Origin of the sequence: Niallia sp. FSL R7-0271 (assembly GCF_038005785.1) — a bacterium.
Lineage (GTDB): Bacteria > Bacillota > Bacilli > Bacillales > Cytobacillaceae > Niallia.
Map to the genome: position 1 here is coordinate 178,449 of NZ_JBBOTZ010000003.1, position 22,653 is coordinate 201,101.

At 35.4% G+C, this 22,653-nt stretch carries 27 protein-coding genes and 1 pseudogene; 25 read left to right on the forward strand and 3 right to left on the reverse strand.

Going from position 1 to position 22,653, the window contains the following annotated elements:
- Positions 1–151: 151 nt before the first annotated feature.
- The 15 genes and pseudogenes from MKX82_RS30525 (at position 152) to MKX82_RS28255 (ending at position 11,225) form a co-directional block, all read left to right on the forward strand.
- Positions 152–301, forward strand: a complete 150-nt coding sequence (locus MKX82_RS30525; protein ID WP_366881119.1) for a MerR family DNA-binding protein — start codon at positions 152–154, stop codon at positions 299–301.
- A gap of 108 nt (positions 302–409) precedes the next feature.
- Positions 410–679, forward strand: a complete 270-nt coding sequence (locus MKX82_RS28190) for a glutaredoxin (RefSeq protein WP_341081991.1) — start codon at positions 410–412, stop codon at positions 677–679.
- Between the two features lie 125 nt (positions 680–804).
- A pseudogene (locus MKX82_RS28195) lies at positions 805–1,491 on the forward strand (hypothetical protein); the annotation flags it as partial.
- A 238-nt stretch (positions 1,492–1,729) separates the two neighbouring features.
- Positions 1,730–2,434, forward strand: a complete 705-nt coding sequence (locus MKX82_RS28200; RefSeq protein ID WP_341081994.1) for a response regulator transcription factor — start codon at positions 1,730–1,732, stop codon at positions 2,432–2,434.
- Positions 2,413–3,852 carry a HAMP domain-containing sensor histidine kinase gene (locus MKX82_RS28205; RefSeq protein ID WP_341081996.1) on the forward strand — a complete coding sequence of 480 codons (1,440 nt, stop codon included), beginning with the start codon at positions 2,413–2,415 and terminating at the stop codon, positions 3,850–3,852. Before MKX82_RS28200 ends, MKX82_RS28205 begins: the two co-directional genes overlap by 22 nt.
- Positions 3,849–4,055, forward strand: coding sequence for a hypothetical protein (locus tag MKX82_RS28210; protein WP_127739807.1), 207 nt, complete (start codon positions 3,849–3,851; stop codon positions 4,053–4,055). The genes MKX82_RS28205 and MKX82_RS28210 overlap by 4 nt, the downstream gene beginning before the upstream one ends.
- On the forward strand, positions 4,056–5,237 hold the full coding sequence (locus MKX82_RS28215; RefSeq protein WP_127739806.1) for a F510_1955 family glycosylhydrolase: 1,182 nt from the start codon (positions 4,056–4,058) through the stop codon (positions 5,235–5,237).
- A 93-nt stretch (positions 5,238–5,330) separates the two neighbouring features.
- The gene (locus tag MKX82_RS28220) at positions 5,331–5,447 is read left to right on the forward strand and encodes an SHOCT domain-containing protein (protein ID WP_235856655.1); all 117 of its coding nucleotides are present in this window, start codon (positions 5,331–5,333) and stop codon (positions 5,445–5,447) included.
- 98 nt (positions 5,448–5,545) lie between these two features.
- Positions 5,546–5,872, forward strand: coding sequence for a hypothetical protein (locus MKX82_RS28225; RefSeq protein ID WP_127739805.1), 327 nt, complete (start codon positions 5,546–5,548; stop codon positions 5,870–5,872).
- A gap of 18 nt (positions 5,873–5,890) precedes the next feature.
- Positions 5,891–6,043 (forward strand): SHOCT domain-containing protein, encoded by a 153-nt coding sequence (locus MKX82_RS28230; RefSeq protein ID WP_127739804.1) that lies wholly within the window; start codon positions 5,891–5,893, stop codon positions 6,041–6,043.
- A gap of 271 nt (positions 6,044–6,314) precedes the next feature.
- On the forward strand, positions 6,315–6,545 hold the full coding sequence (locus tag MKX82_RS28235; protein WP_127739803.1) for a DUF2933 domain-containing protein: 231 nt from the start codon (positions 6,315–6,317) through the stop codon (positions 6,543–6,545).
- 204 nt (positions 6,546–6,749) lie between these two features.
- Positions 6,750–6,998, forward strand: coding sequence for an SHOCT domain-containing protein (locus MKX82_RS28240; RefSeq protein ID WP_127740022.1), 249 nt, complete (start codon positions 6,750–6,752; stop codon positions 6,996–6,998).
- A gap of 521 nt (positions 6,999–7,519) precedes the next feature.
- The gene (locus tag MKX82_RS28245) at positions 7,520–7,723 is read left to right on the forward strand and encodes a MerR family transcriptional regulator (protein ID WP_127739802.1); all 204 of its coding nucleotides are present in this window, start codon (positions 7,520–7,522) and stop codon (positions 7,721–7,723) included.
- Between the two features lie 404 nt (positions 7,724–8,127).
- The gene (locus MKX82_RS28250; protein WP_127739801.1) at positions 8,128–8,448 is read left to right on the forward strand and encodes an ArsR/SmtB family transcription factor; all 321 of its coding nucleotides are present in this window, start codon (positions 8,128–8,130) and stop codon (positions 8,446–8,448) included.
- A 206-nt stretch (positions 8,449–8,654) separates the two neighbouring features.
- The gene (locus MKX82_RS28255; RefSeq protein ID WP_341082245.1) at positions 8,655–11,225 is read left to right on the forward strand and encodes a heavy metal translocating P-type ATPase; all 2,571 of its coding nucleotides are present in this window, start codon (positions 8,655–8,657) and stop codon (positions 11,223–11,225) included.
- Between the two features lie 44 nt (positions 11,226–11,269).
- On the opposite strand, the gene MKX82_RS28260 is transcribed toward MKX82_RS28255, so the two are convergent.
- The gene (locus MKX82_RS28260) at positions 11,270–11,995 is read right to left on the reverse strand and encodes a YwmB family TATA-box binding protein (RefSeq protein WP_341082006.1); all 726 of its coding nucleotides are present in this window, start codon (positions 11,993–11,995) and stop codon (positions 11,270–11,272) included.
- A 292-nt stretch (positions 11,996–12,287) separates the two neighbouring features.
- On the opposite strand from MKX82_RS28260, the gene MKX82_RS28265 reads away from it, so the two are divergent.
- The 5 genes from MKX82_RS28265 (at position 12,288) to MKX82_RS28285 (ending at position 16,537) form a co-directional block, all read left to right on the forward strand.
- Positions 12,288–12,656 carry an ArsR/SmtB family transcription factor gene (locus MKX82_RS28265; RefSeq protein WP_127739799.1) on the forward strand — a complete coding sequence of 123 codons (369 nt, stop codon included), beginning with the start codon at positions 12,288–12,290 and terminating at the stop codon, positions 12,654–12,656.
- The gene (locus MKX82_RS28270; RefSeq protein ID WP_127739798.1) at positions 12,649–14,778 is read left to right on the forward strand and encodes a heavy metal translocating P-type ATPase; all 2,130 of its coding nucleotides are present in this window, start codon (positions 12,649–12,651) and stop codon (positions 14,776–14,778) included. The genes MKX82_RS28265 and MKX82_RS28270 overlap by 8 nt, the downstream gene beginning before the upstream one ends.
- Positions 14,779–14,813: 35 nt before the next feature.
- The gene (locus tag MKX82_RS28275) at positions 14,814–14,978 is read left to right on the forward strand and encodes an SE1832 family protein (RefSeq protein ID WP_341082011.1); all 165 of its coding nucleotides are present in this window, start codon (positions 14,814–14,816) and stop codon (positions 14,976–14,978) included.
- 248 nt (positions 14,979–15,226) lie between these two features.
- Positions 15,227–16,267: an IS1595 family transposase gene (locus MKX82_RS28280; protein ID WP_341082013.1), complete on the forward strand. Its 1,041-nt coding sequence runs from the start codon at positions 15,227–15,229 to the stop codon at positions 16,265–16,267.
- A 63-nt stretch (positions 16,268–16,330) separates the two neighbouring features.
- Positions 16,331–16,537 carry a DUF5316 family protein gene (locus MKX82_RS28285; protein ID WP_341082016.1) on the forward strand — a complete coding sequence of 69 codons (207 nt, stop codon included), beginning with the start codon at positions 16,331–16,333 and terminating at the stop codon, positions 16,535–16,537.
- An 86-nt stretch (positions 16,538–16,623) separates the two neighbouring features.
- Here the strand turns inward: MKX82_RS28285 and MKX82_RS28290 are convergent, their stop codons facing one another.
- Entirely contained in the window at positions 16,624–17,019 is a 396-nt protein-coding gene (locus MKX82_RS28290) for a DUF3888 domain-containing protein (protein ID WP_341082017.1), read from the reverse strand.
- 400 nt (positions 17,020–17,419) lie between these two features.
- On the opposite strand from MKX82_RS28290, the gene MKX82_RS28295 reads away from it, so the two are divergent.
- The 5 genes from MKX82_RS28295 to MKX82_RS28315 all read left to right on the forward strand — a co-directional run bounded on the left by MKX82_RS28295 (position 17,420) and on the right by MKX82_RS28315 (position 19,605).
- The gene (locus tag MKX82_RS28295) at positions 17,420–17,680 is read left to right on the forward strand and encodes a metal-sensitive transcriptional regulator (RefSeq protein ID WP_127740018.1); all 261 of its coding nucleotides are present in this window, start codon (positions 17,420–17,422) and stop codon (positions 17,678–17,680) included.
- Positions 17,681–17,839: 159 nt separating this feature from the next.
- Positions 17,840–18,319, forward strand: a complete 480-nt coding sequence (locus tag MKX82_RS28300; protein WP_127739796.1) for a DsrE/DsrF/DrsH-like family protein — start codon at positions 17,840–17,842, stop codon at positions 18,317–18,319.
- A gap of 39 nt (positions 18,320–18,358) precedes the next feature.
- Positions 18,359–18,721 carry a rhodanese-like domain-containing protein gene (locus tag MKX82_RS28305; protein WP_341082020.1) on the forward strand — a complete coding sequence of 121 codons (363 nt, stop codon included), beginning with the start codon at positions 18,359–18,361 and terminating at the stop codon, positions 18,719–18,721.
- 18 nt (positions 18,722–18,739) lie between these two features.
- On the forward strand, positions 18,740–19,036 hold the full coding sequence (locus MKX82_RS28310) for a rhodanese-like domain-containing protein (RefSeq protein ID WP_341082023.1): 297 nt from the start codon (positions 18,740–18,742) through the stop codon (positions 19,034–19,036).
- Positions 19,037–19,089: 53 nt separating this feature from the next.
- Positions 19,090–19,605: a sulfurtransferase TusA family protein gene (locus tag MKX82_RS28315; protein WP_341082025.1), complete on the forward strand. Its 516-nt coding sequence runs from the start codon at positions 19,090–19,092 to the stop codon at positions 19,603–19,605.
- Between the two features lie 67 nt (positions 19,606–19,672).
- Here MKX82_RS28315 and MKX82_RS28320 read toward each other — a convergent pair whose 3' ends face one another.
- Complete coding sequence (locus MKX82_RS28320) at positions 19,673–22,639, reverse strand: Tn3 family transposase (protein ID WP_341082026.1); 2,967 nt, start codon at positions 22,637–22,639, stop codon at positions 19,673–19,675.
- Positions 22,640–22,653 lie beyond the last annotated feature (14 nt).

The following is a 22,653-nucleotide window of genomic DNA, read 5'->3' on the forward strand; positions in this document are numbered from 1 at the left end:
GCAATTACCTTTAGGAATATAAACTAATTGTTGAATTTCACCTAAAAAATAATTAGGAGAGTCATATGCAAAATATTACTATTGTACTTGTGGGCTTAGTATTAATTACCCTAATAATATTTTTAAGGAAGTTATTCAAGATATTGAGTTTATTAAGCGAGCTCAGGATTTAGGTTTTACTCTTGAAGAATTTAAAGATTTACTAGCCGCATCAAACGGGGATGAAGAATTTCATTCAGAGGAAATGCTCAACTTTGCATCGTGTAAAATTAAAGAGGCTGAAAAAAAATTTGTGATTTAAACGACATAAAATCTTGTTAGAGGGTTTGGTTGATAAATGCCCTGGTTCTGGAGTACCGAAAGCTCAGTATCCAATTATGAAAATTTTATTAGAATTAGTGAATTAGTTATGGCTAAAAAATTAATCGAAGTATTTACGGCAGGTTGTAGTGTGTGTGAAGATGCTGTGCGGCAAGTAAAAGATTTAGCTTGTGATAATTGTGAGGTTGTAGTTTATGATCTGAACAAAAAATGCGACACACTTGAATGGGAAGAAAAAGCAAAAGCCTATGGCGTAAAATCCGTTCCTGCCGTTGCAATTAATAAGAAATTAGTGGATTACTGTATGAACAACAGTATTGATATTGAAACTTTAAAAGCTGCCGGATTAGGTAAATAAACAGCTAATTGCAAGGGTAAACATCATTTCACCCTTGTAATAGCATTGTTATGTTTACAAAATCGGGTGTTTAAATCAGCTATTGTGGATGATGGAAATGATACGAACAAAAGGAGTAAATAACCATGAATTCAGCTGTTTCAAAGAAAGGAACGATTATTTCTTATAGGATTGCGATTACATTCATTATTGCAATGATTACGGCTTCGGTGATGTTAAACGATCATGAGATTATTTTGCCGGAAGTTGCGGCAATGGCTATTGCCATGTGGGTATACCGAGAAGCCGGATGGATCAGACAACCATCCAAGATTTTTCTTGCTCCGTCCATCACTGCTGCGTTAGGCATCGCGGTGAATCAATTAGACATTGCTTATTTAGGAAAAGTCATCCTTACCGTGGTACTCATGATGCTCTTTTTGCGTATCATTCAATCGAACTTGGCACCGTCTATTGCAACGGGCTTGCTACCGTTGGTGATGAATGCTAGCGAATGGACATTTATTATATCGATTTTAACTCTAACGCTCATATTGATGCTTGGGGTTCTCGCTCGTATTCTTAGACTGAATTTTGTATGGATCGGCTTAACTTGGCTGGTTACCCACAACTCGCAGTTATCCCGCCTATTCTGTTGTTGTGTACGAGTCACTTCAGAAACCGATGTACAACGGAAAAATAGCTTTTAAATAAGTACTTGTGTTGACATTATCTGCGACTGTCGGAACGCAGTTGTATTTTGCTATTGATTCGATATTGGTAATCTGTTAGATATAATTTTGATGCTAATTCTTTTGCGTATTGTTGGCATACTCACCTTAACGGTGTCAACTATAATTATGGTATTCCCCTAATTAATTAAATGACAAAGGAAAGATATACGGATTTAATGAGCAAACTCCCCATACTTCGCATCTTCATAATTCCAACACATTTTACTAATTCTTTCAACAAACTTACCTTTTATAATAGATCAAGGAGGATTAAGACCGGGTAAAATGGATTCAAATAGGGAAAATAAAGATAAAAACTCAGGATTGAGGGATTCTTATGAATAAATTGCAGGTACTTGTGATAGATGATGAATGGAATGTACGGAATCTCCTTCGTATTTATCTCGCCAAGAATGGTTTTGAGGTAATGGAAGCTAAAAATGGGTACGAGGGAGTCCGATTGGCAGAACAGCAATCTTTTGATCTTATTATTTTGGACGTCATGATGCCTGATATGGATGGATGGGAAGTGTGTCAGAAAATTCGCGAAACGAAAGATACACCTATCTTGATGTTAACGGCTCGCACAGAAACAAAAGATAAGGTAAAGGGATTAACTATGGGGGCAGATGACTACTTAGTAAAACCCTTTGATTCAGACGAATTGATAGCTCGTGTGTTTGCCCTTCTTAGAAGATCAAGCATCTCTCAAACAACAACCGTCTCAAGAGTCATTACTAATTTAGACCTGACGATTGATCCGGAGGGTAGACAAGTGTTGGTTCGAGAACAGCCTATAGATCTAACCCCTAAAGAGTTTGAATTGCTGTTTGTGTTAGCTGAAAATCCTCGTCGGGCTTTTGAACGCGAGAACCTGTTGGAGAAAGTCTGGGGAGGCGACTATTTTGGAGATTTTCGCACAGTAGATACTCATGTGAAAAATATACGAGAAAAAGTAAGAAAAGCAGAATTATCCTTTAACCCTATTCAAACGGTATGGGGAGTTGGATATAAGTTTCAATGGACAGACGAGCGAAAATGATCTGGAACCGTATTGTCATTAAACTAGGCGGAACCATCCTTTTGCTTTTTCTAATGGTGTTACTTCCCCTCGGATTTGTCATCGATCGAGCCTTTTCAGGGTTTTACTATCAAGAAGTTCGAGCAGAGATTGAGGATTTGTCTTCGCGTTATGCCGAATCGATCGCAGCATCCAACAATCCACAAATCCCATACATGTTGGAAATGATGTCGGAATTTTCAAAGATCAAGTTATATATGGTTGACGCTCAGGGGACTATCATTGTTACTTCAGGTGTACCTAGTTCAGTGCAAGGTACCTTGATACCAGAGGAAGAGGTTCAAACCCTATTACAAGGAAAATCTGTTGAAAAGGAATTTATAGAACCCCTAGACAACCAAAGGTACCTAGTTTCAGGGACACCTATTATTTCTAAAGACCAATTTAATGGTGGGGTTTATGTAGTATCCTCTGTTAATGTGATTGACGAGTCTCTAGAAAAAATACGAAGTATGTTATGGTTATCGGGAATGGGCGCTTTCTTTCTTGCGCTTGCTTTCACGTATATCCTTTCAAAAAAGTTATCAGACCCCTTAATTCAAATGGAAAAAGCCACTCGAAAGATAGCCAAAGGGGATTTAAAAACTCGTGTCACTCCACCATCGAAAGACGAGATGGGCTCGTTAGCCCAAGCGATTAACGATTTGGCACTCGACCTACAAAAGTATCGTGAATCCCGGAGTGAGTTTTTTTCGAACATTTCTCATGAGTTAAGAACGCCAATGACGAGTATAGAGGGCTACGCAAAAGTATTAAAGGAGAAGTTGTATGATTCAGAAGAAGAAAAAGAGCAATACCTCGATATCATTCATCAGGAATCCATCCGTTTGACAAGGATAATTGGAGACCTGTTTGAACTTTCCAAAATTGAAGAGGGAAAGATTGGCTTCCACTTTGAATGGATCGATTTATCGGAAGTGCTGAATAGTGCTATTCAAAAAACAAAATGGAGAGCCCAAGAAAAAGGATTGGACATGCGAGCTTATATCCAACCTGACCTGCCATTTGTCTATTGTGATGGTCATCGTATGGCGCAGGTTTTTATGAACTTGCTGGACAATGCTATCCGTTACACAGAACAAGGGACGATTTTAGCGAAAATGCCGAAAGAGAATGATGTCGTGAAGATTTCTGTGGAAGATACAGGCATTGGAATTCCTGAGGACGAACTAACCTATATTTTTGAACGATTTTATCGGGTTGAAAAATCTCGTTCGCGTGAATTTGGGGGAACAGGATTAGGCCTGGCGATTGTCAAAAACCTGGTGGAGCAACAAGGAGGGTCTATCCGAGCGTTTAGTGAGGTAGGAAAAGGAACTCGCTTTGAGATCACGTTCTTGATTTCACCTGATATAAAAAAAGAGGAGGAAGAGGAATGAAAAGGTTGGACTGGATTATTGCTTTGTTCTTGGTGGTCATTGGATTAACTTGTTTGACCATGTCCGCAACATGGATGATGGATACCGGATCCATTCGATCCTATTTCACAAATTTCCTCCAAATTTGCCTTTGGATAGGCATACCAATCCTTATCGTAGGAGTCATTTATTACGTAATGAAAAGGAAGAGGAGAGATTCATAAATGCGAGAGTTTAAATCACTTATTTATCCAATCAGTGTAGGTTTAGTCTTAATACCCAGTACAGTCTTCGCCCATGGCGGGGCGGAGGAAACGCAATCAGGATTACCAATGAGCACCTTTGGATTGCTGGCAATGGGCCTATTATTGATCTTGTTCATTGCTTTCTATATGGTGGTAAAAAAGAAAGTACAGGGTCTAAAAAATGTAAAGAAAAAAGAGGATCGAATCAAACGACAACGGTTAGAGAAGAACCTACAACTAATAAATTGGGGATGGATATTATCCCTGATAGGAGTTTTGATTACTGGTAGCCTATCCGTTATGGGAGACAAATTGACTGTAGGCAAAGGAACATACCTGGAACATATACACGGTTTAGGATATTCCACGGATGGAAAACAAATGATCATTCCTGCGCATGATGGATTAAAAACGTATTCAGAAGGGCACTGGGGTAGTGCTGAAGGAGAAAAACATGATTACATGGGCTTTTCTTCTGTAGATGATGGTTTTTACAGTAGTGGGCATCCTGCTTCTGGGTCAGATAAGAAGAATCCTTTTGGAATTGTCAAAAGTACAGATGAAGGAAAAACCTTTGAAACGTTAGACCTCTATGAGGAAATAGACTTTCATATGATGGGTGTTGGGTATAAATCACATGCAATATACGTGATAAACCCGCAACCCAATTCAAGAATGGATTATACGGGTCTTTACTATTCAACCGATGAGACCAAAAAGTGGACAAAAAGTGCCATGAAAGGAATAAGTGAGGAACCGACTGCATTAGCTGTCCATCCTTCAAACGAGACTGTACTGGCGATTGGAACCCAAAGTGGGGTATATCTCTCTAAAGACTATGGACAAAACTTTGAAAAAGTTTTTTCAAAAGGTCAAGCTACATCACTGTACTTCAAAACAAATGGAACCCTATTTGTTGGAGGTTATGATAAACAAGCTTATCTGGTAGAGTTGAATGTTGAAAATAATCTGTCGGAAGAAATCAACATTCCTGACATAAAGGAAGAAGATGCTATTGCCTATATTTCTGGGAATCCAGTAAACGGGAAGGAAATGGCATTCGCCACGTTTAAAAAAGATGTATATGTTTCATATGATAAAGCGACCCAATGGATCAAAGTGGCTGATCAAGGGAAAGGAATTGACGAAAAAAATCATTAAAGGGAGGGATGGAGTTATGATGTTATATTCCTCCATATTTGTGCTTCTAATTGGTGGATTGGATTCTTAATTTATGGACTGATGTCTTTAATCATGAAGGTCTTTACGAAAAAGAAAAACCCAGCGTTTCACCTACTGAGGGAGAGATTTGCCAAAGGTGAAATATCAGAGGAAGAATTTAAACAGAAGAGTGCATTCCTCCATAAATAGAAAAGAAAAAGTACTTCATATATTCTTCAAATAATCAACAAGGTATAAACAAACCTATTGTTTATACTAAAACTATCAAGAGACAAGGAGGAAACAAGATGAAAAAAAAGAAGATAACATTCACAGTTTTGGGCCTTACATTAGCTGCCGTCTTGGCTATAGGAAATACAACATTTGCTGAAAAAATAAATAATAATGATAGTCAAATGATGAACAGTGACAGCATGTCAAACATGATGAATGATGAAAATATGTCAGGCATGATGAAGGATTCAAATATGGGCAATATGATGGAGGCCATGGACTCTTCTGAAGGAAAAGAGATGATGGAAAGTTGCAACAAATTCATGGAATCATCTCAAAATAAAGAAGGTCAATCTGATTCAAAAGATAATAGCTTAAAACCTAAGGAAACATCATTATAAGGAAAGGTGGAATTGGTTATGTGCTGTGGACCAACAAATAAAAAGAAACATACGACAAAAAGTGAACCGGTAGGAAACGTAAGTCCTCTTGATCAGCTGAAAATTCGTTTAGCTCGAGGAGAAATCTCCTTTGAGGAGTACGAAAAAGTGAAAGGTGAATTAGTAAAATAAAACGGAAAACGGACCAGTCAGAGTTAGAAACTGGTCCGTTTTCTTTTATTAAATTCTGAATCAATTACAGATTGACTTTTAACGCAATGTTAAAGGGAATTTTGTATTTTAATCAATTTATAAATGGAAAAATGAATCGAAATCTAATGTGGGAAAGTCTTAAATTCAAAAGATGTAAAAATAAACTACTTGATTTCTCCTTCATTTATACAAAGTTTCAACACATTTTTTGTTTATACTCTTGTCATAACGAGAAAAAGGAGTGAACGACATGACATTGGTACAGATTTTAATCCTTCTTTTATGCCCTTTGATGATGCTGTTCTGTATGAAAGGTATGTTTAGTGGGAATAAAGATAAAATTAAAAATTCAGACCATCAGCAAGTTTCACAGACAGAATTACAATCACTTCATATTAAAATGGCAGATTTGATTGAACAAAACCATAATCTTACGAAGGAGATTCATTCTTTAAAAGAGCAAAAGAACCATACGCCGTGATCAAGGAATTTCCTAGAAACAATGTCTCAATGTAATGAGAAACGAAACGTATTATATAAAAAACTAGTTGTGAGCATATATACAAGTTGATACAACAGTAGGTATAGCAATTGTAATAAATCTTCATTTGATATAAGTCAAGCACGTAGTCTATACTGTTTTACGCGGTTATTAGAAAAGTAATCTAGATAGGAGCTGAAGATTATGATGGATGGAATGATGGGAGGAATAATGAGTGGTAATTCTATGATGGGAATGTGTCTCATGATGGGCATTGGATTATTTCTCTTGATTATTCTGATTGGAGTGACCATTTATATGGTCGTTCGCCAGTTGATGAAAAAAAGTAGCGTGACAGACCGTCCATTGTTATTATTAAAAGAGCGATATGTCAAAGGTGAAATAAACGAAGAAGAATATCAGCTGAAACGAAAAGTATTAAATGAAAAGTAAACATTCAATCTTAAGGTTATTTCTAAATAATGACAAGTGATTCTAAAACAATGTTACCTCCTTTAATTTGTTGATAGAGATACAACCTGATTTATGACAATGAATAGCTTAAGTTCATGAAGAGTTAGGGAAGCAGCCTAACTCTTTTCCCTTTTTCTAAATTTTTTCTAAGGGATGATAATTCCCTTTTATTAAATCATCAATCACAGGGAACCTTATATAAAATGACAGAAAATCTGGAGGATTACTGAATGGATGAGTTGTTCTATCTATTAGCTTAAATTGTAGGTATCGGAGGTATTTAAATCATTTGGAGGAACGAAAAGGTAAACAAACCAGTGGCTGTTGAAAAAACGAAAGTCAAAAAAGATAGTAGGTTGTATCACGCATGATGAATAAATTGGATGATTGTGAAAATGAAAATCTAATTTTTTCAAACGATCATAAAAAAATGTTTAAAAACCTATTGACTCTGTAGCAAGGTACGGGCTTTATACTAATAATGAAAGGAGAGGAATGATGTGACAGGTCTAACGATCCGTCAAGTCGCGAATGCGGAGAAAGTGAACCTTGAAACGGTGCGTTATTACGAAAAAAGAGGGTTAATAGTAGAACCTCCAAGAACAGAATCTGGATACAGACGATTTCCAGACGAAGCTATCGAACGCATTTCATTTATCAAAAGAGCTCAAGAACTTGGATTTACCTTAGAAGAAATTAAATAGCTTTTGGATGTCGACAAGAAAGTGATGCTATAAAGGTAAAAGAATTTACAGCATAAAAGATTCAGGAGATTGAATCAAAAATTCATGATCTTGTGAACATGAAAGAGACATTAGAACAGTTATCAGAGCTATGTGAAGGTTCAGGATCTTCCATGAATCAATGCCCTATTATTAAAGCGTTTAGCGAAGGAGCATAGAGGAAACAATAGAATGAACCCTATATTGTTTCATAAAATAAAGTGTGGTCTGGAGATAGAGACATCTCCAGACTTTTTTAATTGGCTAGTTTTATTTAAGAATTTATTTCTCACATTAAAAAACAGTAATTTATTGACACACATATTAGTGAAAGTTAATATGATGGTATTAGACATATTAGAAACAACTAATACGAGGGGGTAATTATGCAAAATAGCACTTTGGATATGAAGGTCAAACTAATTCATGGTTTTTCGAATAAAACTCGAATTCAGATTCTAGAATGTCTGAAAAATGAGGAGAAAACTGTATCACAAATTGTCGAGCAGATAAAAGGAAATCAATCGAATATTTCTCAACATTTAGCCTGTTTAAAGGGTTGTGGCATTATCGTTGGAAGAAATGAAGGCAAATATTGCTTTTATAGTCTGAGAAACCAATATATTCGTGATTTATTAGATATGTTTGATGTAGTTCTAAATGATGTTCAGAATGACGTTATTTGTTGTGAAAATCATATGGAGTGAGGTGAATAATAGTGCCTGAAAAATGCTGTGGTTCAAATAATGAAAATAAAGATAATAAACTAATTACCACAACAAATTGTTGTTCAAACGAAACGAAAAAAACAGAAGAAACTTCTGAAGTGATTTTAGTTGAAAGCAACTGTTGCAGTAATTCCAAAGAGACAGACGAAAGTACATGTTGCAGTTCAAGTTCCTCGAAAGAAGAAATGAAAGAAATAAGCTCAAGTTGCTGTTCGACCAATAAAAAGAAACCATCGAATACATCTGAGCTATTTAATGTGATACCGGTGGCAAGTAGCTGCTGCAACAGTACTAAAGAGCCGGAGAAGGACTCATGTTGCAGTAATGACTCAGCGGAAAAAGTAAGTGATTGCTGTGCTTCTCAAGTTAGTAAGTCTGAAGAAAAGGCTAGCTCTTGTTGTAGTACTACAATTGAAGTCGAAGAAAATATAATGGAAACTAATGCTGGAGAAAGGCAAGATTTCCTTGTTACTGGAATGGATTGCCCTGCTTGTGCCAAGACCATTGAAAAAGGATTAGGATCATTACCAGGTATCGAGATGGTAAAAGTAAATTACAGTACGGCAAAAATGCAGGTATCCGCTGCTAATTCGTCTGCTTTCATTCCTATTGAAAAGGAAATAAAGAAACTTGGATATTCGGCTGAAGTGCTGCAACAAAACAAAAATTTACGAACTTATGATATCGTGGGAATGGACTGTGGTAGCTGTGCCAAAAGCATTGAAAACCACTTTAATAAAAACCCTTCTGTTAAAGAGGTAAGTGTTAATTTCTCTACAGGAAAAATGAAAATAGAACATACCAATAGTGTAGACGAAATAATCTCAGAAGTGGATAAAATTGGGTATAGTGCTAGTTTGAAATCAAATAAGAAATCAACGGTGGAACAACCGAAAAGTAAAAAAGAAAACTGGATTATTATCTCTTCGGGACTTCTTATCGTTTTAGGTTTTTTACTATCTTATTTATCCGTTCCTTCGTTTGTATCCACTATTCTATACGCTGGTGCTATCGTAATTAGCGGTTATAAGCCAGTGAAAAGTGCGTTTTATGCCATTAAGAGCCGATCCCTTGATATGAACGTGCTAATGTCAGCGGCCGCAATTGGAGCTGCTTTAATTGGAGAATGGTTGGAAGGTGCCACAGTAGTCTGGTTGTTCGCTATCGGTAATTACCTGCAAACAAAGTCCATTGAAAGAACTAGAAATTCTATTCGAAGTTTAATGGATTTATCTCCATCGGAGGCTTGGGTTAAGATTGGAAATGACTTAATCAAAAAGCCTGTTGAGGAGATTTCGGTTGGTACTACTATCGTTATAAAACCTGGTGACCGAATTGCTTTGGATGGCGATGTTGTTCAGGGTGAATCCAGTGTAAACCAAGCACCTATAACGGGAGAATCTATACCAGTAGATAAAGCTATAGGTGATTCTGTATACGCTGGTACAATAAATGAACATAGCTTATTAGAAATAAAAGTAACGAAGTTGGCGGAAGATACGACTATCTCTAAAATCATCCATTTAGTAGAAGAAGCACAAGAACAAAAAGCACCAACAGAAGCATTTGTGGACAAATTTGCAAGTATCTACACACCTATCGTATTTATAGCTGCTATGGCTGTTATTGTTATTCCTCCATTGATTGGATTTGGAACATGGGGAGAATGGTTCTATAAAGGGCTTGAGTTATTAGTGGTTGCTTGTCCATGTGCCCTAGTTATCTCCACTCCTGTTGCGATTGTATCTGCCATAGGCAATGCTGCTAGAAATGGTGTCCTAATAAAAGGTGGTACTTTCTTAGAAGCTGCTGGGGCCATCAATGCAATTGCTTTTGATAAAACGGGTACGCTGACAGAAGGGAAACCAAAAGTATCAGACATTAAAACCTTTAGCGGTTCTGAAGAAGAATTGCTATCCATAGCTCTAACTTTGGAAGAATATTCTACTCATCCTATTGCTAAAGCAATTGTAGATCATGTAAGAGAACTAGGGAAGCCAGCTAAAGATGGAGCAGAATACAAAAACATTGTAGGAAAAGGTGTGCAAGCTACCATCACTGGAGAAATATACTATGCAGGAAACCTGAAACTGTTTAAAGGCATGAGCATCCCATTAGGTACGGTTGAAGCGTATGTAAATGAAGTGCAAAATAATGGGAAGACAGTAGTTATCATAGGGACAAAAACCGATATTCTGGGAGTTATTTCGGTTGCTGATACTATACGTGAAAACTCTGCCGTTGCGTTAAAATCACTATTATCTAGTGGTATCAAGCAAACGGTTATGTTAACAGGAGATAATGAAGGAACAGCTAAATTGATTGCTTCTAAGGCGAATGTAAATCGATATTTTGCTAACTTACTTCCTGAAGATAAAGTCGATGCGGTAAAGAAATTGCAAGAAGAAGGATACAAAGTAGCAATGGTTGGTGACGGCATAAATGATGCACCAGCTTTGGCAACGGCTGATTTAGGAATCGCAATGGGTGGGGCTGGTACAGATACTGCCATGGAAACAGCAGATATTGTGTTAATGGCAGATAATTTAGAGAAACTGCCACATACCATTAAATTAAGTAAAAAAGCTTTAAGCATTATAAAGCAAAACATTTGGTTCTCTATCCTCATAAAAGTTATTGCTTTAGTATTGATTTTCCCAGGGTGGTTAACACTTTGGATGGCAGTATTAAGTGATACAGGAGCAGCCCTAATTGTAATTTTAAATGCATTACGGTTACTTCGCATAAAAGGTTGAACAACAAACGAGATGTCTATGGACCGACATCTCGTTTTGTCTTGTTAATACTCTGATGTAATTATAGGGGTACCAATAGTTATCTTCACCTTATTCGCAGGTTCACTAGTCTCTCTGTATGCGATATGCAGGTTCATATATTGATTATCTCCAAGAGGAAGTTTATTTTCCCAATGCTTCGTGTATGCGGATAGGGAAACAAAGTTATTTTCATTAAGGCTTTGTACTTCTTCTCCAGAAAAATCAGCTAGTAATTGGGATGCTTCTGTATACAAGGAATTTTCTATATTTGCTGTTCCTTGAATGGTATAAAACGTAGAGTAATTATCTATTTTATTTTTATACATATTGAAAATTGCAGGCCATTTACTTTCATTCCACTTTCCCTTTATATCATAAGTAATACTTAAATTATATTTACCGTTTTGAGAATAAATTATGATTAATACTTTCTCTGCTATTCCTAAACTGGCAGATTCTTTTTTTCCTTCAATTTTATAATGATCTTTCTCAGCTTTTTTAGGGGACCACGTATATTCTTTTTCGTTCTTCAAAAAAACTGATACTGACTTATCAAGGTCCCTCATTGTAGAAAAATGTTGAATTGGTTCTTTTATATACATAGACCAAGTATTTATTGAAACACCATTTTGATTGGCGATTTTTGTTATTTGACTTAATTCATTCTCTTCATAAAAAGCTTTAGCTTCCTTAGTTGTAATAGTTACTAATAGTAAAAAAATGCATAACATTAATATTATTTTTTTCATTTTTCAACTCTCCCTTATGAATAAGGATAACCAAAGCCTGGATTATTTATACTAGATTAATATTCTTTAAATAATAGCTAGTTTCCATAGCGAGGGATTAATGTAGGAAGATTTATCAACAAATACAAAGTACTGAAGGGTTATTGTGTACATAATAACTGTGAGATGAACTTATTTTATTTTTAAGGTCAGGTGAAATAGGTGAAAACATTCAAATAAACATTTGAATATAATTGTTCGAATGTGGTATATTATAATCAAATGAATATTTGAATGAACATGGGGTGTTGTAATGAAGAAGAAAGATACTTGTGAAATTTATTGTTACGACGAAGAAAAAGTTACTCGAATACAAAGCGATATAGAAAAAGTCAACATTGGTAATTTATCTCAAATGTTTAAACTAATTGCTGATGAAAATAGAGCAAAAATAACCTATGCCTTGTGTCAAGTCGATGAATTATGCGTTTGTGATGTAGCAAATATTATTGGATCATCCGTTGCAAATGCCTCCCATCATTTAAGAACTCTCCATAAGCAAGGTTTTGTAAAGTATAGAAAAGAAGGGAAACTGGCTTTTTATTCTTTAGAGGATGAGTATATTCGACAGATATTAATGATTGCATTAAAGCGTAATAAAGAGGTGATGGTAAATGTCTGAAAAAGGATTAAATTTAACCGAAGAAGAGATGAAAACATATCGTGTTCAAGGATTTACTTGTACAAATTGTGCAGCTATTTTTGAGAATAATGTAAAAGAACTTCCTGGGGTTCAAGATGCAAAAGTGAACTTTGGAGCATCCAAGGTCTACGTAAAAGGAAATACAACCATCGAGGAATTAGAGAAAGCAGGAGCTTTTGAAAATCTAAAAATTCGAGGCGATAAAGAACAAAAGGTTGAGCGTGAACCATTTTGGAAGCAAAAAGAAAATATTAAAGTATATATATCTGCTATATTACTCGTGATTAGTTGGTTTTTAGGTGAGCAATATGGGGAAAATCATATCCTTCCAATGATTGGGTATGGAGCATCTATTTTAATTGGTGGTTATACACTATTTGTAAAAGGACTTAAAAATCTTAGTCGATTAAAATTTGATATGAATACGCTAATGACTATTGCTATTATTGGAGCTGCAATCATTGGCGAATGGGGCGAAGGTGCAACTGTTGTTATCTTGTTTGCAATCAGCGAGGCATTGGAGCGTTATTCAATGGAGAAAGCACGACAGTCCATTGAATCTCTTATGGATATTGCACCAAAAGAAGCGTTAATACGTAGGGGTAACGAAGAACTAATGATTTCTGTTGATGATATTCAAGTGGGAGACATAATGATTGTTAAGCCCGGTCAAAAATTAGCAATGGATGGATTAGTGATTAAAGGAACTTCTACACTTAATCAAGCAGCCATCACAGGTGAAAGTGTTCCTGTTACGAAAACAGTGGATGATGAGGTCTTTGCTGGAACACTAAATGAAGAAGGGCTACTAGAAGTAAAAGTAACGAAGCGAGTAGAAGATACAACTTTATCCAAAATAATTCATCTTGTTGAGGAAGCACAAGCAGAGCGTGCACCTTCCCAAGCATTTGTTGATAAATTTGCTAAATACTATACACCAGCTATAGTGATTTTAGCTTTATTAATCGCTGTTGTTCCTCCGTTATTTGGTGGAGATTGGAGTGAATGGATTTATCAAGGATTAGCAGTATTAGTTGTTGGTTGTCCTTGTGCCTTAGTCGTTTCAACTCCGGTTTCTATAGTTACAGCCATTGGAAACGCAGCTAAGAATGGCGTTTTAATTAAGGGTGGTATTCACTTAGAAGAAACAGGCCATATAAAAGCAATTGCTTTTGATAAAACTGGAACATTAACAAGGGGAGTTCCTTCCGTAACAGATATCGTGACTATTAATGGTAATGAGGATGAGTTGTTAAAGGTAACAGCAGCGATCGAAAAAGGGTCTCAACATCCACTTGCATCAGCCATTATAAGAAAAGCAGAAGAAAAAGGATTAAATTTTAATGCTTTAATAGTGGAAGAGTTTCAATCGATTACTGGTAAAGGTGTAAAAGCGAAGATAAGTAATGAATTATACTTTGTCGGCAGTCCTAATCTATTTGAGGAATTACATGGTAAGACTGAAAATACAATTAAAGAAAATATCACTCATATGCAAAATGAAGGTAAAACAGTGATGGTTTTAGGAACAGAAAAGGAAATTCTTTCTTTAATTGCAGTAGCTGATGAAATAAGAGACACATCGAAAGCAGTTATTACTAAATTAAACAACATAGGTATTAAAACAGTAATGTTAACTGGTGATAATCAAAGAACAGCAATAGCAATTGGAAAGCAAGTCGGTGTGTTGGATATTAAAGCTGATTTACTTCCTGAAGATAAACTCAATTTTATTAAAGAACTTCGAGCTAAACATCAAAGTGTCGCAATGGTCGGTGATGGTGTGAACGATGCTCCAGCACTTGCAGCGTCTTCAGTTGGTGTTGCAATGGGTGGAGCTGGAACAGATACAGCATTAGAAACTGCAGATATTGCTTTAATGTCAGATGATTTAAGTAAACTTCCCTATACGATTAAATTAAGCCGTAAAGCGCTAACTATTATTAAGCAAAACATTTCATTTTCTTTAGCGATTAAATTATTAGCATTAGTATTAGTGATGCCGGGTTGGTTAACTTTGTGGATTGCAATCTTTGCTGATATGGGGGCAACACTAATTGTCACACTTAACAGTTTGCGTTTATTAAAAATTAAAGAATAATTAACTAATATTTAGAGGGAGCAGGCAGGTAGAAAGTGAATAAAAAAGATATTGAATATAAAATCATGGATTTAAAGGACGAAAAGTTACAGGTTCAAGATAATCCAGAAAAATTGGAATATGTAAAAGGAAACTTAACTCCCTTAGAAAAAAGGCTTTCTAAAATTGAAGAGGAAATAAAATCTTTTAATCAATATTAAGGTGAAATTTGAACAATACGTTGATATAAGCAGATATTTTAATTACGCTATGTTAAAGGTAATGGTTGATTAAACGGTCTCCTGAATTTCTATTTTCATATTACAACAACTAAAAAATCTAAAACGGATACAATTAAACTGTATCCGTTTTTTAATTACTAGGCTATGTTAAATAACTCTGTTGATATTTGAATAAAGCGAACAATCGTTCTATAATAGTAGAAAAGGACGAGAGTGAGTGAATTCGAATGGCACTGAAAGAAATTATTAAAGAGATTGAAAAACTTAGTACAGCCGACCAATATCGTTTGAAAGAGTTTTTCACTAAATCGCTTAACTCATTTTCTGCAAGTGAGCCTATCTTTAAAGAGGTAACTGAACAGAAACATAAAGAAGGATACACTTGCACCCATTGCCATTCAAATAATGCAGTACGTTTTGGAAAATATTCAGTTAAAGTTGGTATGAAAACAATGGAACGCCAACGTTACCGTTGCAAAGATTGCAGAAAGACTTTTACCGATGTCACTAATACTCCTCTATATCGTATCCACCTACCTCATAAATGGTTAGATTTTGTTCAATGTATGATTGAAGGATATTCTTTACGTAAGGCATCCGATATGATTGGGGTTCACTTTGTAACCGTATTCTACTGGAGACATAAATTACTATCCGCACTCAAACAAATGGATTTTGAGCAATTTTCAGGTATCGTGGAAGTGGACGAGACCTATTTCCTATACTCTGAAAAAGGTAAACGTAATATAAGTGGTCGGAAAGCTCGAAAACGTGGCGGTTCATCTAAATATCGCGGTATTAGTAAGGAGCAGGTCTGTGTTTTAATTGCGAGAGACCGTGAAAAATCAACCTATTCAAAGGTGATTGGTCAAGGTCGTATTGTAAAATCTCGATTAGATAAGGCAATAGGTTCAAAGTTAAACACTTCTAATGTGCTTTGCACAGATGCGTGGAGAGCATTCAAGACTTATGCAGTTGAAAAAGGATTGGAACATTATCGTTTCAAATCAGATGGTAAAGACAGAGTTAGAGGTCTATATCATATTCAAAACGTAAATAACTATCACAGTCGTCTTAAAGGATGGATTGACCGTTTCAATGGTGTGGCTACTAAATACCTCGACCATTATTTAAGCTGGTTTCAATTCTTAGATATTGTCAAACATCGCAATGACAATGCTACGATAAGTAAAATGATTATTGATAGTTGCCTGTTCTTAACAGATGTCACATATAATACCCTTAGATTATCAGAGCAAAAGCTGTAAAATCTTATGAAACAAATTTATGCTCAGAACGTAAATATTTTAATGAACTGAGGAGGGACGTAAATGTTGAAGTTGTTTCTTATTGTTGGTGTAATTGGCATTATTATTTCAGGTATTTTTATCGGGGCTTGGACAGATGGACAGCAACAAAGAGCTAATTTTCATTCTGAAACAGAAGACCATAGGAATTTCAGAACGAAAATAGCAATGATTTCTGGTTTGGTTGGATTAATTTCTTTAGGGATAGCAGGATTAATATACTTTTTATAACCAAAAACGGACCTTAAAAAAGGTCCTTTATTTCTTGTGAAAAATCAACACTATTATTTAACATAGCCAATTACTAAAATGTTTTATTAGAATTTAGATGTTTCATTTGACTTTAATGTTCTGCTTTTGATATCTATTGCTCGCCATTCTATAGAGTTTTTATTACTAAAAGTGATGGTAACTAAGTCAAATGGGGGGGTGTGGGCACCTTCAAACGTTGTTACTTGAACTGTAATATTAAAGTAACTGTAAGTTTTTTGTTCTTCCTTTTGTCTTATTTGGAGAATCTTAGGAGAATAATATTGCTTTGGTTCGCCGAAATGTCTTTCGAGTGCTTTGTAGATGGATGGATAGAGCAAATCGAGAATCACATCATCACGCAACTGTACATCGTTTTTAGTTACTGTTTCTGCTTGAACTGGAGAATAAGAGGAAAGAGTTAGAAAAGTCATTAATAGTAATAGCTTTCTTTTATAAGTCATAATAACCCCCACTTATTTTTACTTTATTTTCCCCGTACCGATGTCTAATATTCAAAGGTAATAAAGACCAACTAACTTAAGCAGGACAGTTATTAGAATTTTATACGAAATCAACCAAAAACTTGACATACCCTTTTTAGATGAAAGTCGGGACCCTCAATCCAAAAGATCTAAACAGATTGATAAAAGGGTATGAAGTCGTTTCTTAAAGGTTTGTAATATCCTTTTGGGACTGTTATGCTAATTTGCTGTCTTTTTGTATACTAAAAAATTATAGTTGACTATATACCTTAGGGGGTATAATATAAATCTTGTTAGCGAAAATATAAATCATAAAAGAAAATGAAATAATAAAAAATTACCTAGTTACCATTCACAAAAAAAAGGAGGAATAAAAGTGTTGGATTACAATGATCAAATGAAAAATAGAATTAAACGGATTGAGGGGCAGCTAAGAGGAATTTTAAAAATGATGGAAGAGAATAAGGACTGCAAAGAAGTTATTACTCAACTATCTGCATCAAGAACCGCCCTGGATCGAACAATTGGTTTGATTGTTAGTGCAAACTTAGTAGAATGCGTTCGGGAAGCTGATAAAAATGGGGAAAACACAGAGGAGATAGTAAAAGAGGCTGTAAACCTACTTGTAAAAAGCCGATAAGAAAAGGGTTGACACCTTCTCTTATTTTAAATAATAAAATACCCCATATGGTATTGTGATTTAAAGAAATAAGTACTAAGGCTTTGGATTGAAAAAATGCAATTTTTTTAAATATAAACATACCCATACCGGTATGGGTTTAAAAATAGGAGGTACATCATGGTGGAACAGAAAAAAACAACAATTGTCTTATTTAGTGGAGATTATGATAAAACAATGGCTGCTTATATCATTGCAAATGGGGCAGCAGCTTATGATCATGAAGTAACCATTTTCCACACATTTTGGGGTTTAAATGCTCTACGTAAGAATGAGGATATTACGGTCAAAAAAGGGATTATGGAAAGAGTATTTGGCAAAATGATGCCTAGAGGTGCAGATAAAATGGGGCTTTCTAAAATGAACTTTGCTGGACTTGGTCCTAAGATGATTAAGGATATTATGAAAAAACATAACGCAATACCACTGCCACAGTTAATTGAAATGGCACTCGAACAAGACATAAAACTTGTGGCTTGTACAATGACAATGGATTTGTTAGGGCTAAAAGAGGAAGAGCTATTAGATAACATTGAATATGCTGGAGTTGCAGCTTATTTAGCAGATGCTGAGAAAGGCAATGTTAATCTATTTATATAAACGGACATATCAGTCCCCTAAGAAATAGGAGGTACCAGAATGGCATATATAAATTATCTGGTTATTGCTTTATTACTATTTTTCATTGTAAAGAGGTTCTTACCGATTAAGGGTGTTAACAATATTACCACAAATGAATTAAGAAAAGATTTAACTAACAAGAACAAGCAGTTTATTGATGTCCGGTCAATCGGAGAGTTTAAAGGTAATCATATCAGAGGTTTTAAAAATATACCACTTGATCAACTTGCTCAAAAAGCTGAGAGGGAACTTACAAAGGAAAAAGAAGTAATTGTAATTTGCCAAAGTGGGATGAGAAGTCAACGGGCAAGTAAAATCCTGAAAAAATTAGGATTTAGAAATGTAACAAACGTAAAAGGCGGCATGAGTGCTTGGTTTTAATAGTAGGAGGGCTAAATAATGAAACAAATAACGGTAAAAGAAGTAGAGACTTTATTAAATAAAGGAGAGAACTTGAATATTATTGATGTTCGAGAAGCGGATGAGATTGCTGCAGGAAAAATACCAAGTGCTGTTAATATCCCATTAAGTTTAGTTGAATTTCGCATGCATGAATTAGATAAATCAAAAGAGTATATTATGGTGTGCCGTTCTGGAGCAAGAAGTGGTCGTGCCACACAAATTCTTGAAGATTATGGATTTAATGTGATAAATATGACTGGTGGAATGCTTGCTTGGGAAGGAATAGTAGAATAAATTTTTTTGAAATTAATAATACCCATACGGGTATATGGGTGGAGGCTTGAAAAATGAAAAATTTAACAGCAAATACAATCTTAGATGTAAAAGGTTTAGCATGTCCCATGCCAATTGTTAAAACAAAAAAAGAAATGAAGAACTTAGGGGCAGGGCAAGTATTGGAAGTTCAAGCAACGGATAAAGGCTCTAAAGCAGACATGAAAGCTTGGGCTGAAAGAACTGGACATCAATATCTAGGAACAATTGAAGAAGGGGAAGTACTGAAACATTATTTGCGTAAATCTTCTAATGAAGAAGCGAATGAAAAAAAACACCCAAATGTTATTAGCAATGAAGAACTAGAGAAGAAGATAGAAGGAAATAAAAACACTGTAATTATTGATGTTAGAGAAAATGCAGAGTTTGCTTTTAACCATATTCCTAACGCTATCTCCATTCCATTGGGTGAATTGGAAAACAAATTGGATGATTTAAACAAAAATGATGAAATCTATATAGTTTGTAGAACAGGAAATCGAAGTGATCTTGCTGCACAGAAATTAACCGAAAATGGTTTTAAGGGGTAGCGTCAGGAAAATGCGGATTTACAACGATAAGCCTATTTTCCTGACGAATTCTCTATTTTTAACAACGTTAAGAAAGTTTCAATGGTCTTAAAGAATCTAACGAAACTTTTTTATCGGAATTAAAATGGTATTCTCCTAATAAATTAATATGTTCCCAACCTAGAGGTGACATATGGTGCAATAATTCTTCATTTAAACTATCTGACCGTTTTTGATATTCAACTGCTTTTGTTAGATGTAAAGTATTCCAGATACTGATGGCATTGATGATTATGTTTAAGGCACTGGCTCTTTGCAATTGATGCTGTATGGTTCGTTCCCTAAGCTCTCCTTGCTTTCCGAAGAAAATAGCTCGTGCCAGTCCATTCATAGATTCTCCTTTATTCAATCCTCTTTGTATTTTTCTTCTTAAAGATTCATCTGAAATATAATTAAGAATAAAGATAGTTTTTTCTATTCGTCCCATCTCACGTAAGGCTGTAGCTAGGCTGTTTTGTCTTGAATAAGAACCTAATTTCCCCATAATAAGGGATGCTGAAACTGTTCCTTCTCGTATAGAATGAGCTAATCGCAAAACATCCTCATAATTTTCTTTAATGACCTTTGTATTTATTTGTCCACGTAAAATGGCTTCTAATTTTGGATATTCACTTGCTTTATCTATTGTAAATAATTTCGAATCTGATAAATCTCTTATTCTTGGAGCAAAATTAAATCCTAATAAATGAGTCAGTCCAAATATTTGGTCTGTATAACCGGCTGTGTCTGTATAATGCTCTTCTATGTTTAGATCCGTCTCATGGTGCAACAAACCATCTAAAACATGAATCGCATCCCTTGAATTAGTATGAATAATCTTGGTGTAGTAAGAAGAGAATTGATCACTAGTAAAACGATAGATGGTTGCTCCTTTTCCGGTTCCATAATGTGGATTTGCATCTGCATGTAGTGATGAAACACCTAGCTGCATTCTCATACCATCCGATGAGGATGTTGTACCGTCGCCCCAATAGGAAGACAATTGTAATTTATGATGAAAATTTACTAATATGGCTTGTGCTTTATTCATGGCATCTTCATACATGCGCCATTGAGATACATTGGCTAGTTGCTTATATGTAAGTCCGGGTGTTGCTTCAGCCATCTTACTCAAACCAATATTCATTCCCATTCCTAAAAGGGCTGCCATAATAATAATCGTTTCTTCTTTATCCGGTTTTCGATTATTGGAAGCATGAGTGAATTGTTCATGAAATCCTGTTATATAAGCAACATCCATGAGTAAATCGGTTAATTTTATTCTTGGGAGCATCTGATACAGGCTCGCACTAAATTTTTTTGCTTCTTCCGGAACATCTTTTTCCAAGCGTGCAATTGATATCTTTCCTTTTTCAAGAGAAACTCCGTCCAACTTAACGGAATTGGCAGCTAACCACTTTAACCTTTCATTAAGACTTTTGGTTCTCTCCGTCATATAATCTTCGAATGATAAACTAACTGATAATCTCATATTCTCCTTCGCTTCATTCCATGTATCTTCTGAAAATAAATATTCCTCAAAATCTCTATATTGCCTGCTACCAACAATGGAAACATCTCCTGCCCGAACATGCTCCCGAAGTTCCGTTAAAACAGCCATTTCATAGTAATGACGATTAATTGTTGTACCATCATCCTCGTATAAATGCCTTTTCCAACGTTTTGAAATAAAATCCACTGGTGAGTCATCAGGTACTTTTCGCTTTCCAGATTCATTCATTCCTCGGATAATCTCTACAGCTTGTAAAAGTGGCTCATTTGCCTTTGTAGAATGAAAGTCTAATACTCTTAATAGCGTCGGCGTATATTTTCTAAGTGAATAAAAGCGTTTTTGCAGTAAGTCTAAATAATCATAGTCAGCAGGACGTGCAAGCTCCTGAGCTTCTTCTACAGAAGAAACAAAAGAATTCCATTCAATAACAGATTCCAAAACCTCAAAAACATCTAGTTTATCCTTTTTTGCTTTGATTAAAGCCTGTCCGATGTTCGTAAAGTGTATTACCTTCTCATTTAGCTTTTTACCGTTTTGTTTCTGAATTTCTTCTTGCGCCTTACGGCCTTTTGATAACAGACTTAGTATTTGTCTGTCATGAATTTCAAATGCCTTATCCGTTAACTCCTGAGTAAGATGTAATAAATAGACGGTTAATATCGAATATCGTTTATTTTCTTGAAAGTCACGGAATGCATAAGGCTCATATCTTGAACCTAAGCGAGATAGCTGTAACAGGCGATTGCGATGCAAATGACTAATTTGTACCGTTTCTAACTCCATTCCTCGTATGTATTCGAGTCGTTCTATTACTTTTAGAAATGTTTCGGGTGAAGGATGACCTGGTGGTTCCTTTAACCAACCCAATATCGTTTTATTGGATTCGGATGGATGCTGCGAAGTAATGACCTCTTCCAGCTTTTCTTTTTGCTTTTTTGTTAGAGATTGATTAACCATGTTAAATAGCTTCTTTTCAGCCATCGCCCTTGCCTCCCACACCATTCTCTCAAGTGTGGTGAAAGCAGGTAATATGATTTTATTTCTTCTTAGAAAATCTATGCATTCATGTAGTAAATGTATGGCATCACCATTTTCCAAAGCTACTTGATGAAGATGCTTAAATGTCATTCGATATTCTTTTAGAGTAAAAGTTACAAAGTCGTATTCACTTCGAATTTCTTTCAAATGATCCCAAAGTGTATTTTCTCTTTGAGGATAAAGACTAATCGTGGATGGTGTGGCACCGATTTGTTTCGATATATAATGTATGACGGAATCTGGGATGCTTTTGATATGAGTGTATGGCCATCCGGGATACCGAAGAACGGCCAATTGAACTGCGAACCCTAAACGATTTTCTTCTCTCCTTCGCCTATTTATAATTTCTAAATCTCGTTTGGAAAAAGTGTAGTAGGTTCCCAATACCCATTCATCTTCAGGGATTTGCATTAAAGCAAGTCTCTGATCTGGTGTAAGTAATTCTCTACCTCTCGCAATTTTCATATAGTCTCATCCCA

Bases quoted from the DNA above. Each gene is read 5' to 3' on its own strand.
- MKX82_RS28200 (WP_341081994.1), top strand. From the start codon at position 1,730: ATGAATAAATTGCAGGTACTTGTGATAGATGATGAATGGAATGTACGG.
- MKX82_RS28230 (WP_127739804.1), top strand. From the start codon at position 5,891: ATGTGCTGTGGACCAACAAATAAAAAGAAACATACGACAAAAAGTGAA.
- MKX82_RS28320 (WP_341082026.1), bottom strand. From the start codon at position 22,639: ATGAAAATTGCGAGAGGTAGAGAATTACTTACACCAGATCAGAGACTT.
- MKX82_RS28225 (WP_127739805.1), top strand. From the start codon at position 5,546: ATGAAAAAAAAGAAGATAACATTCACAGTTTTGGGCCTTACATTAGCT.
- MKX82_RS28215 (WP_127739806.1), top strand. From the start codon at position 4,056: ATGCGAGAGTTTAAATCACTTATTTATCCAATCAGTGTAGGTTTAGTC.
- MKX82_RS28240 (WP_127740022.1), top strand. From the start codon at position 6,750: ATGATGGATGGAATGATGGGAGGAATAATGAGTGGTAATTCTATGATG.
- MKX82_RS28310 (WP_341082023.1), top strand. From the start codon at position 18,740: ATGAAACAAATAACGGTAAAAGAAGTAGAGACTTTATTAAATAAAGGA.
- MKX82_RS28280 (WP_341082013.1), top strand. From the start codon at position 15,227: ATGGCACTGAAAGAAATTATTAAAGAGATTGAAAAACTTAGTACAGCC.
- MKX82_RS28270 (WP_127739798.1), top strand. From the start codon at position 12,649: ATGTCTGAAAAAGGATTAAATTTAACCGAAGAAGAGATGAAAACATAT.
- MKX82_RS28305 (WP_341082020.1), top strand. From the start codon at position 18,359: ATGGCATATATAAATTATCTGGTTATTGCTTTATTACTATTTTTCATT.
- MKX82_RS28255 (WP_341082245.1), top strand. From the start codon at position 8,655: ATGAAAGAAATAAGCTCAAGTTGCTGTTCGACCAATAAAAAGAAACCA.
- MKX82_RS28290 (WP_341082017.1), bottom strand. From the start codon at position 17,019: ATGACTTATAAAAGAAAGCTATTACTATTAATGACTTTTCTAACTCTT.
- MKX82_RS28210 (WP_127739807.1), top strand. From the start codon at position 3,849: ATGAAAAGGTTGGACTGGATTATTGCTTTGTTCTTGGTGGTCATTGGA.
- MKX82_RS28285 (WP_341082016.1), top strand. From the start codon at position 16,331: ATGTTGAAGTTGTTTCTTATTGTTGGTGTAATTGGCATTATTATTTCA.
- MKX82_RS28260 (WP_341082006.1), bottom strand. From the start codon at position 11,995: ATGAAAAAAATAATATTAATGTTATGCATTTTTTTACTATTAGTAACT.
- MKX82_RS28190 (WP_341081991.1), top strand. From the start codon at position 410: ATGGCTAAAAAATTAATCGAAGTATTTACGGCAGGTTGTAGTGTGTGT.
- MKX82_RS28205 (WP_341081996.1), top strand. From the start codon at position 2,413: ATGGACAGACGAGCGAAAATGATCTGGAACCGTATTGTCATTAAACTA.
- MKX82_RS28315 (WP_341082025.1), top strand. From the start codon at position 19,090: ATGAAAAATTTAACAGCAAATACAATCTTAGATGTAAAAGGTTTAGCA.
- MKX82_RS28235 (WP_127739803.1), top strand. From the start codon at position 6,315: ATGACATTGGTACAGATTTTAATCCTTCTTTTATGCCCTTTGATGATG.
- MKX82_RS28250 (WP_127739801.1), top strand. From the start codon at position 8,128: ATGCAAAATAGCACTTTGGATATGAAGGTCAAACTAATTCATGGTTTT.
- MKX82_RS28300 (WP_127739796.1), top strand. From the start codon at position 17,840: ATGGTGGAACAGAAAAAAACAACAATTGTCTTATTTAGTGGAGATTAT.
- MKX82_RS28265 (WP_127739799.1), top strand. From the start codon at position 12,288: ATGAAGAAGAAAGATACTTGTGAAATTTATTGTTACGACGAAGAAAAA.
- MKX82_RS28220 (WP_235856655.1), top strand. From the start codon at position 5,331: ATGAAGGTCTTTACGAAAAAGAAAAACCCAGCGTTTCACCTACTGAGG.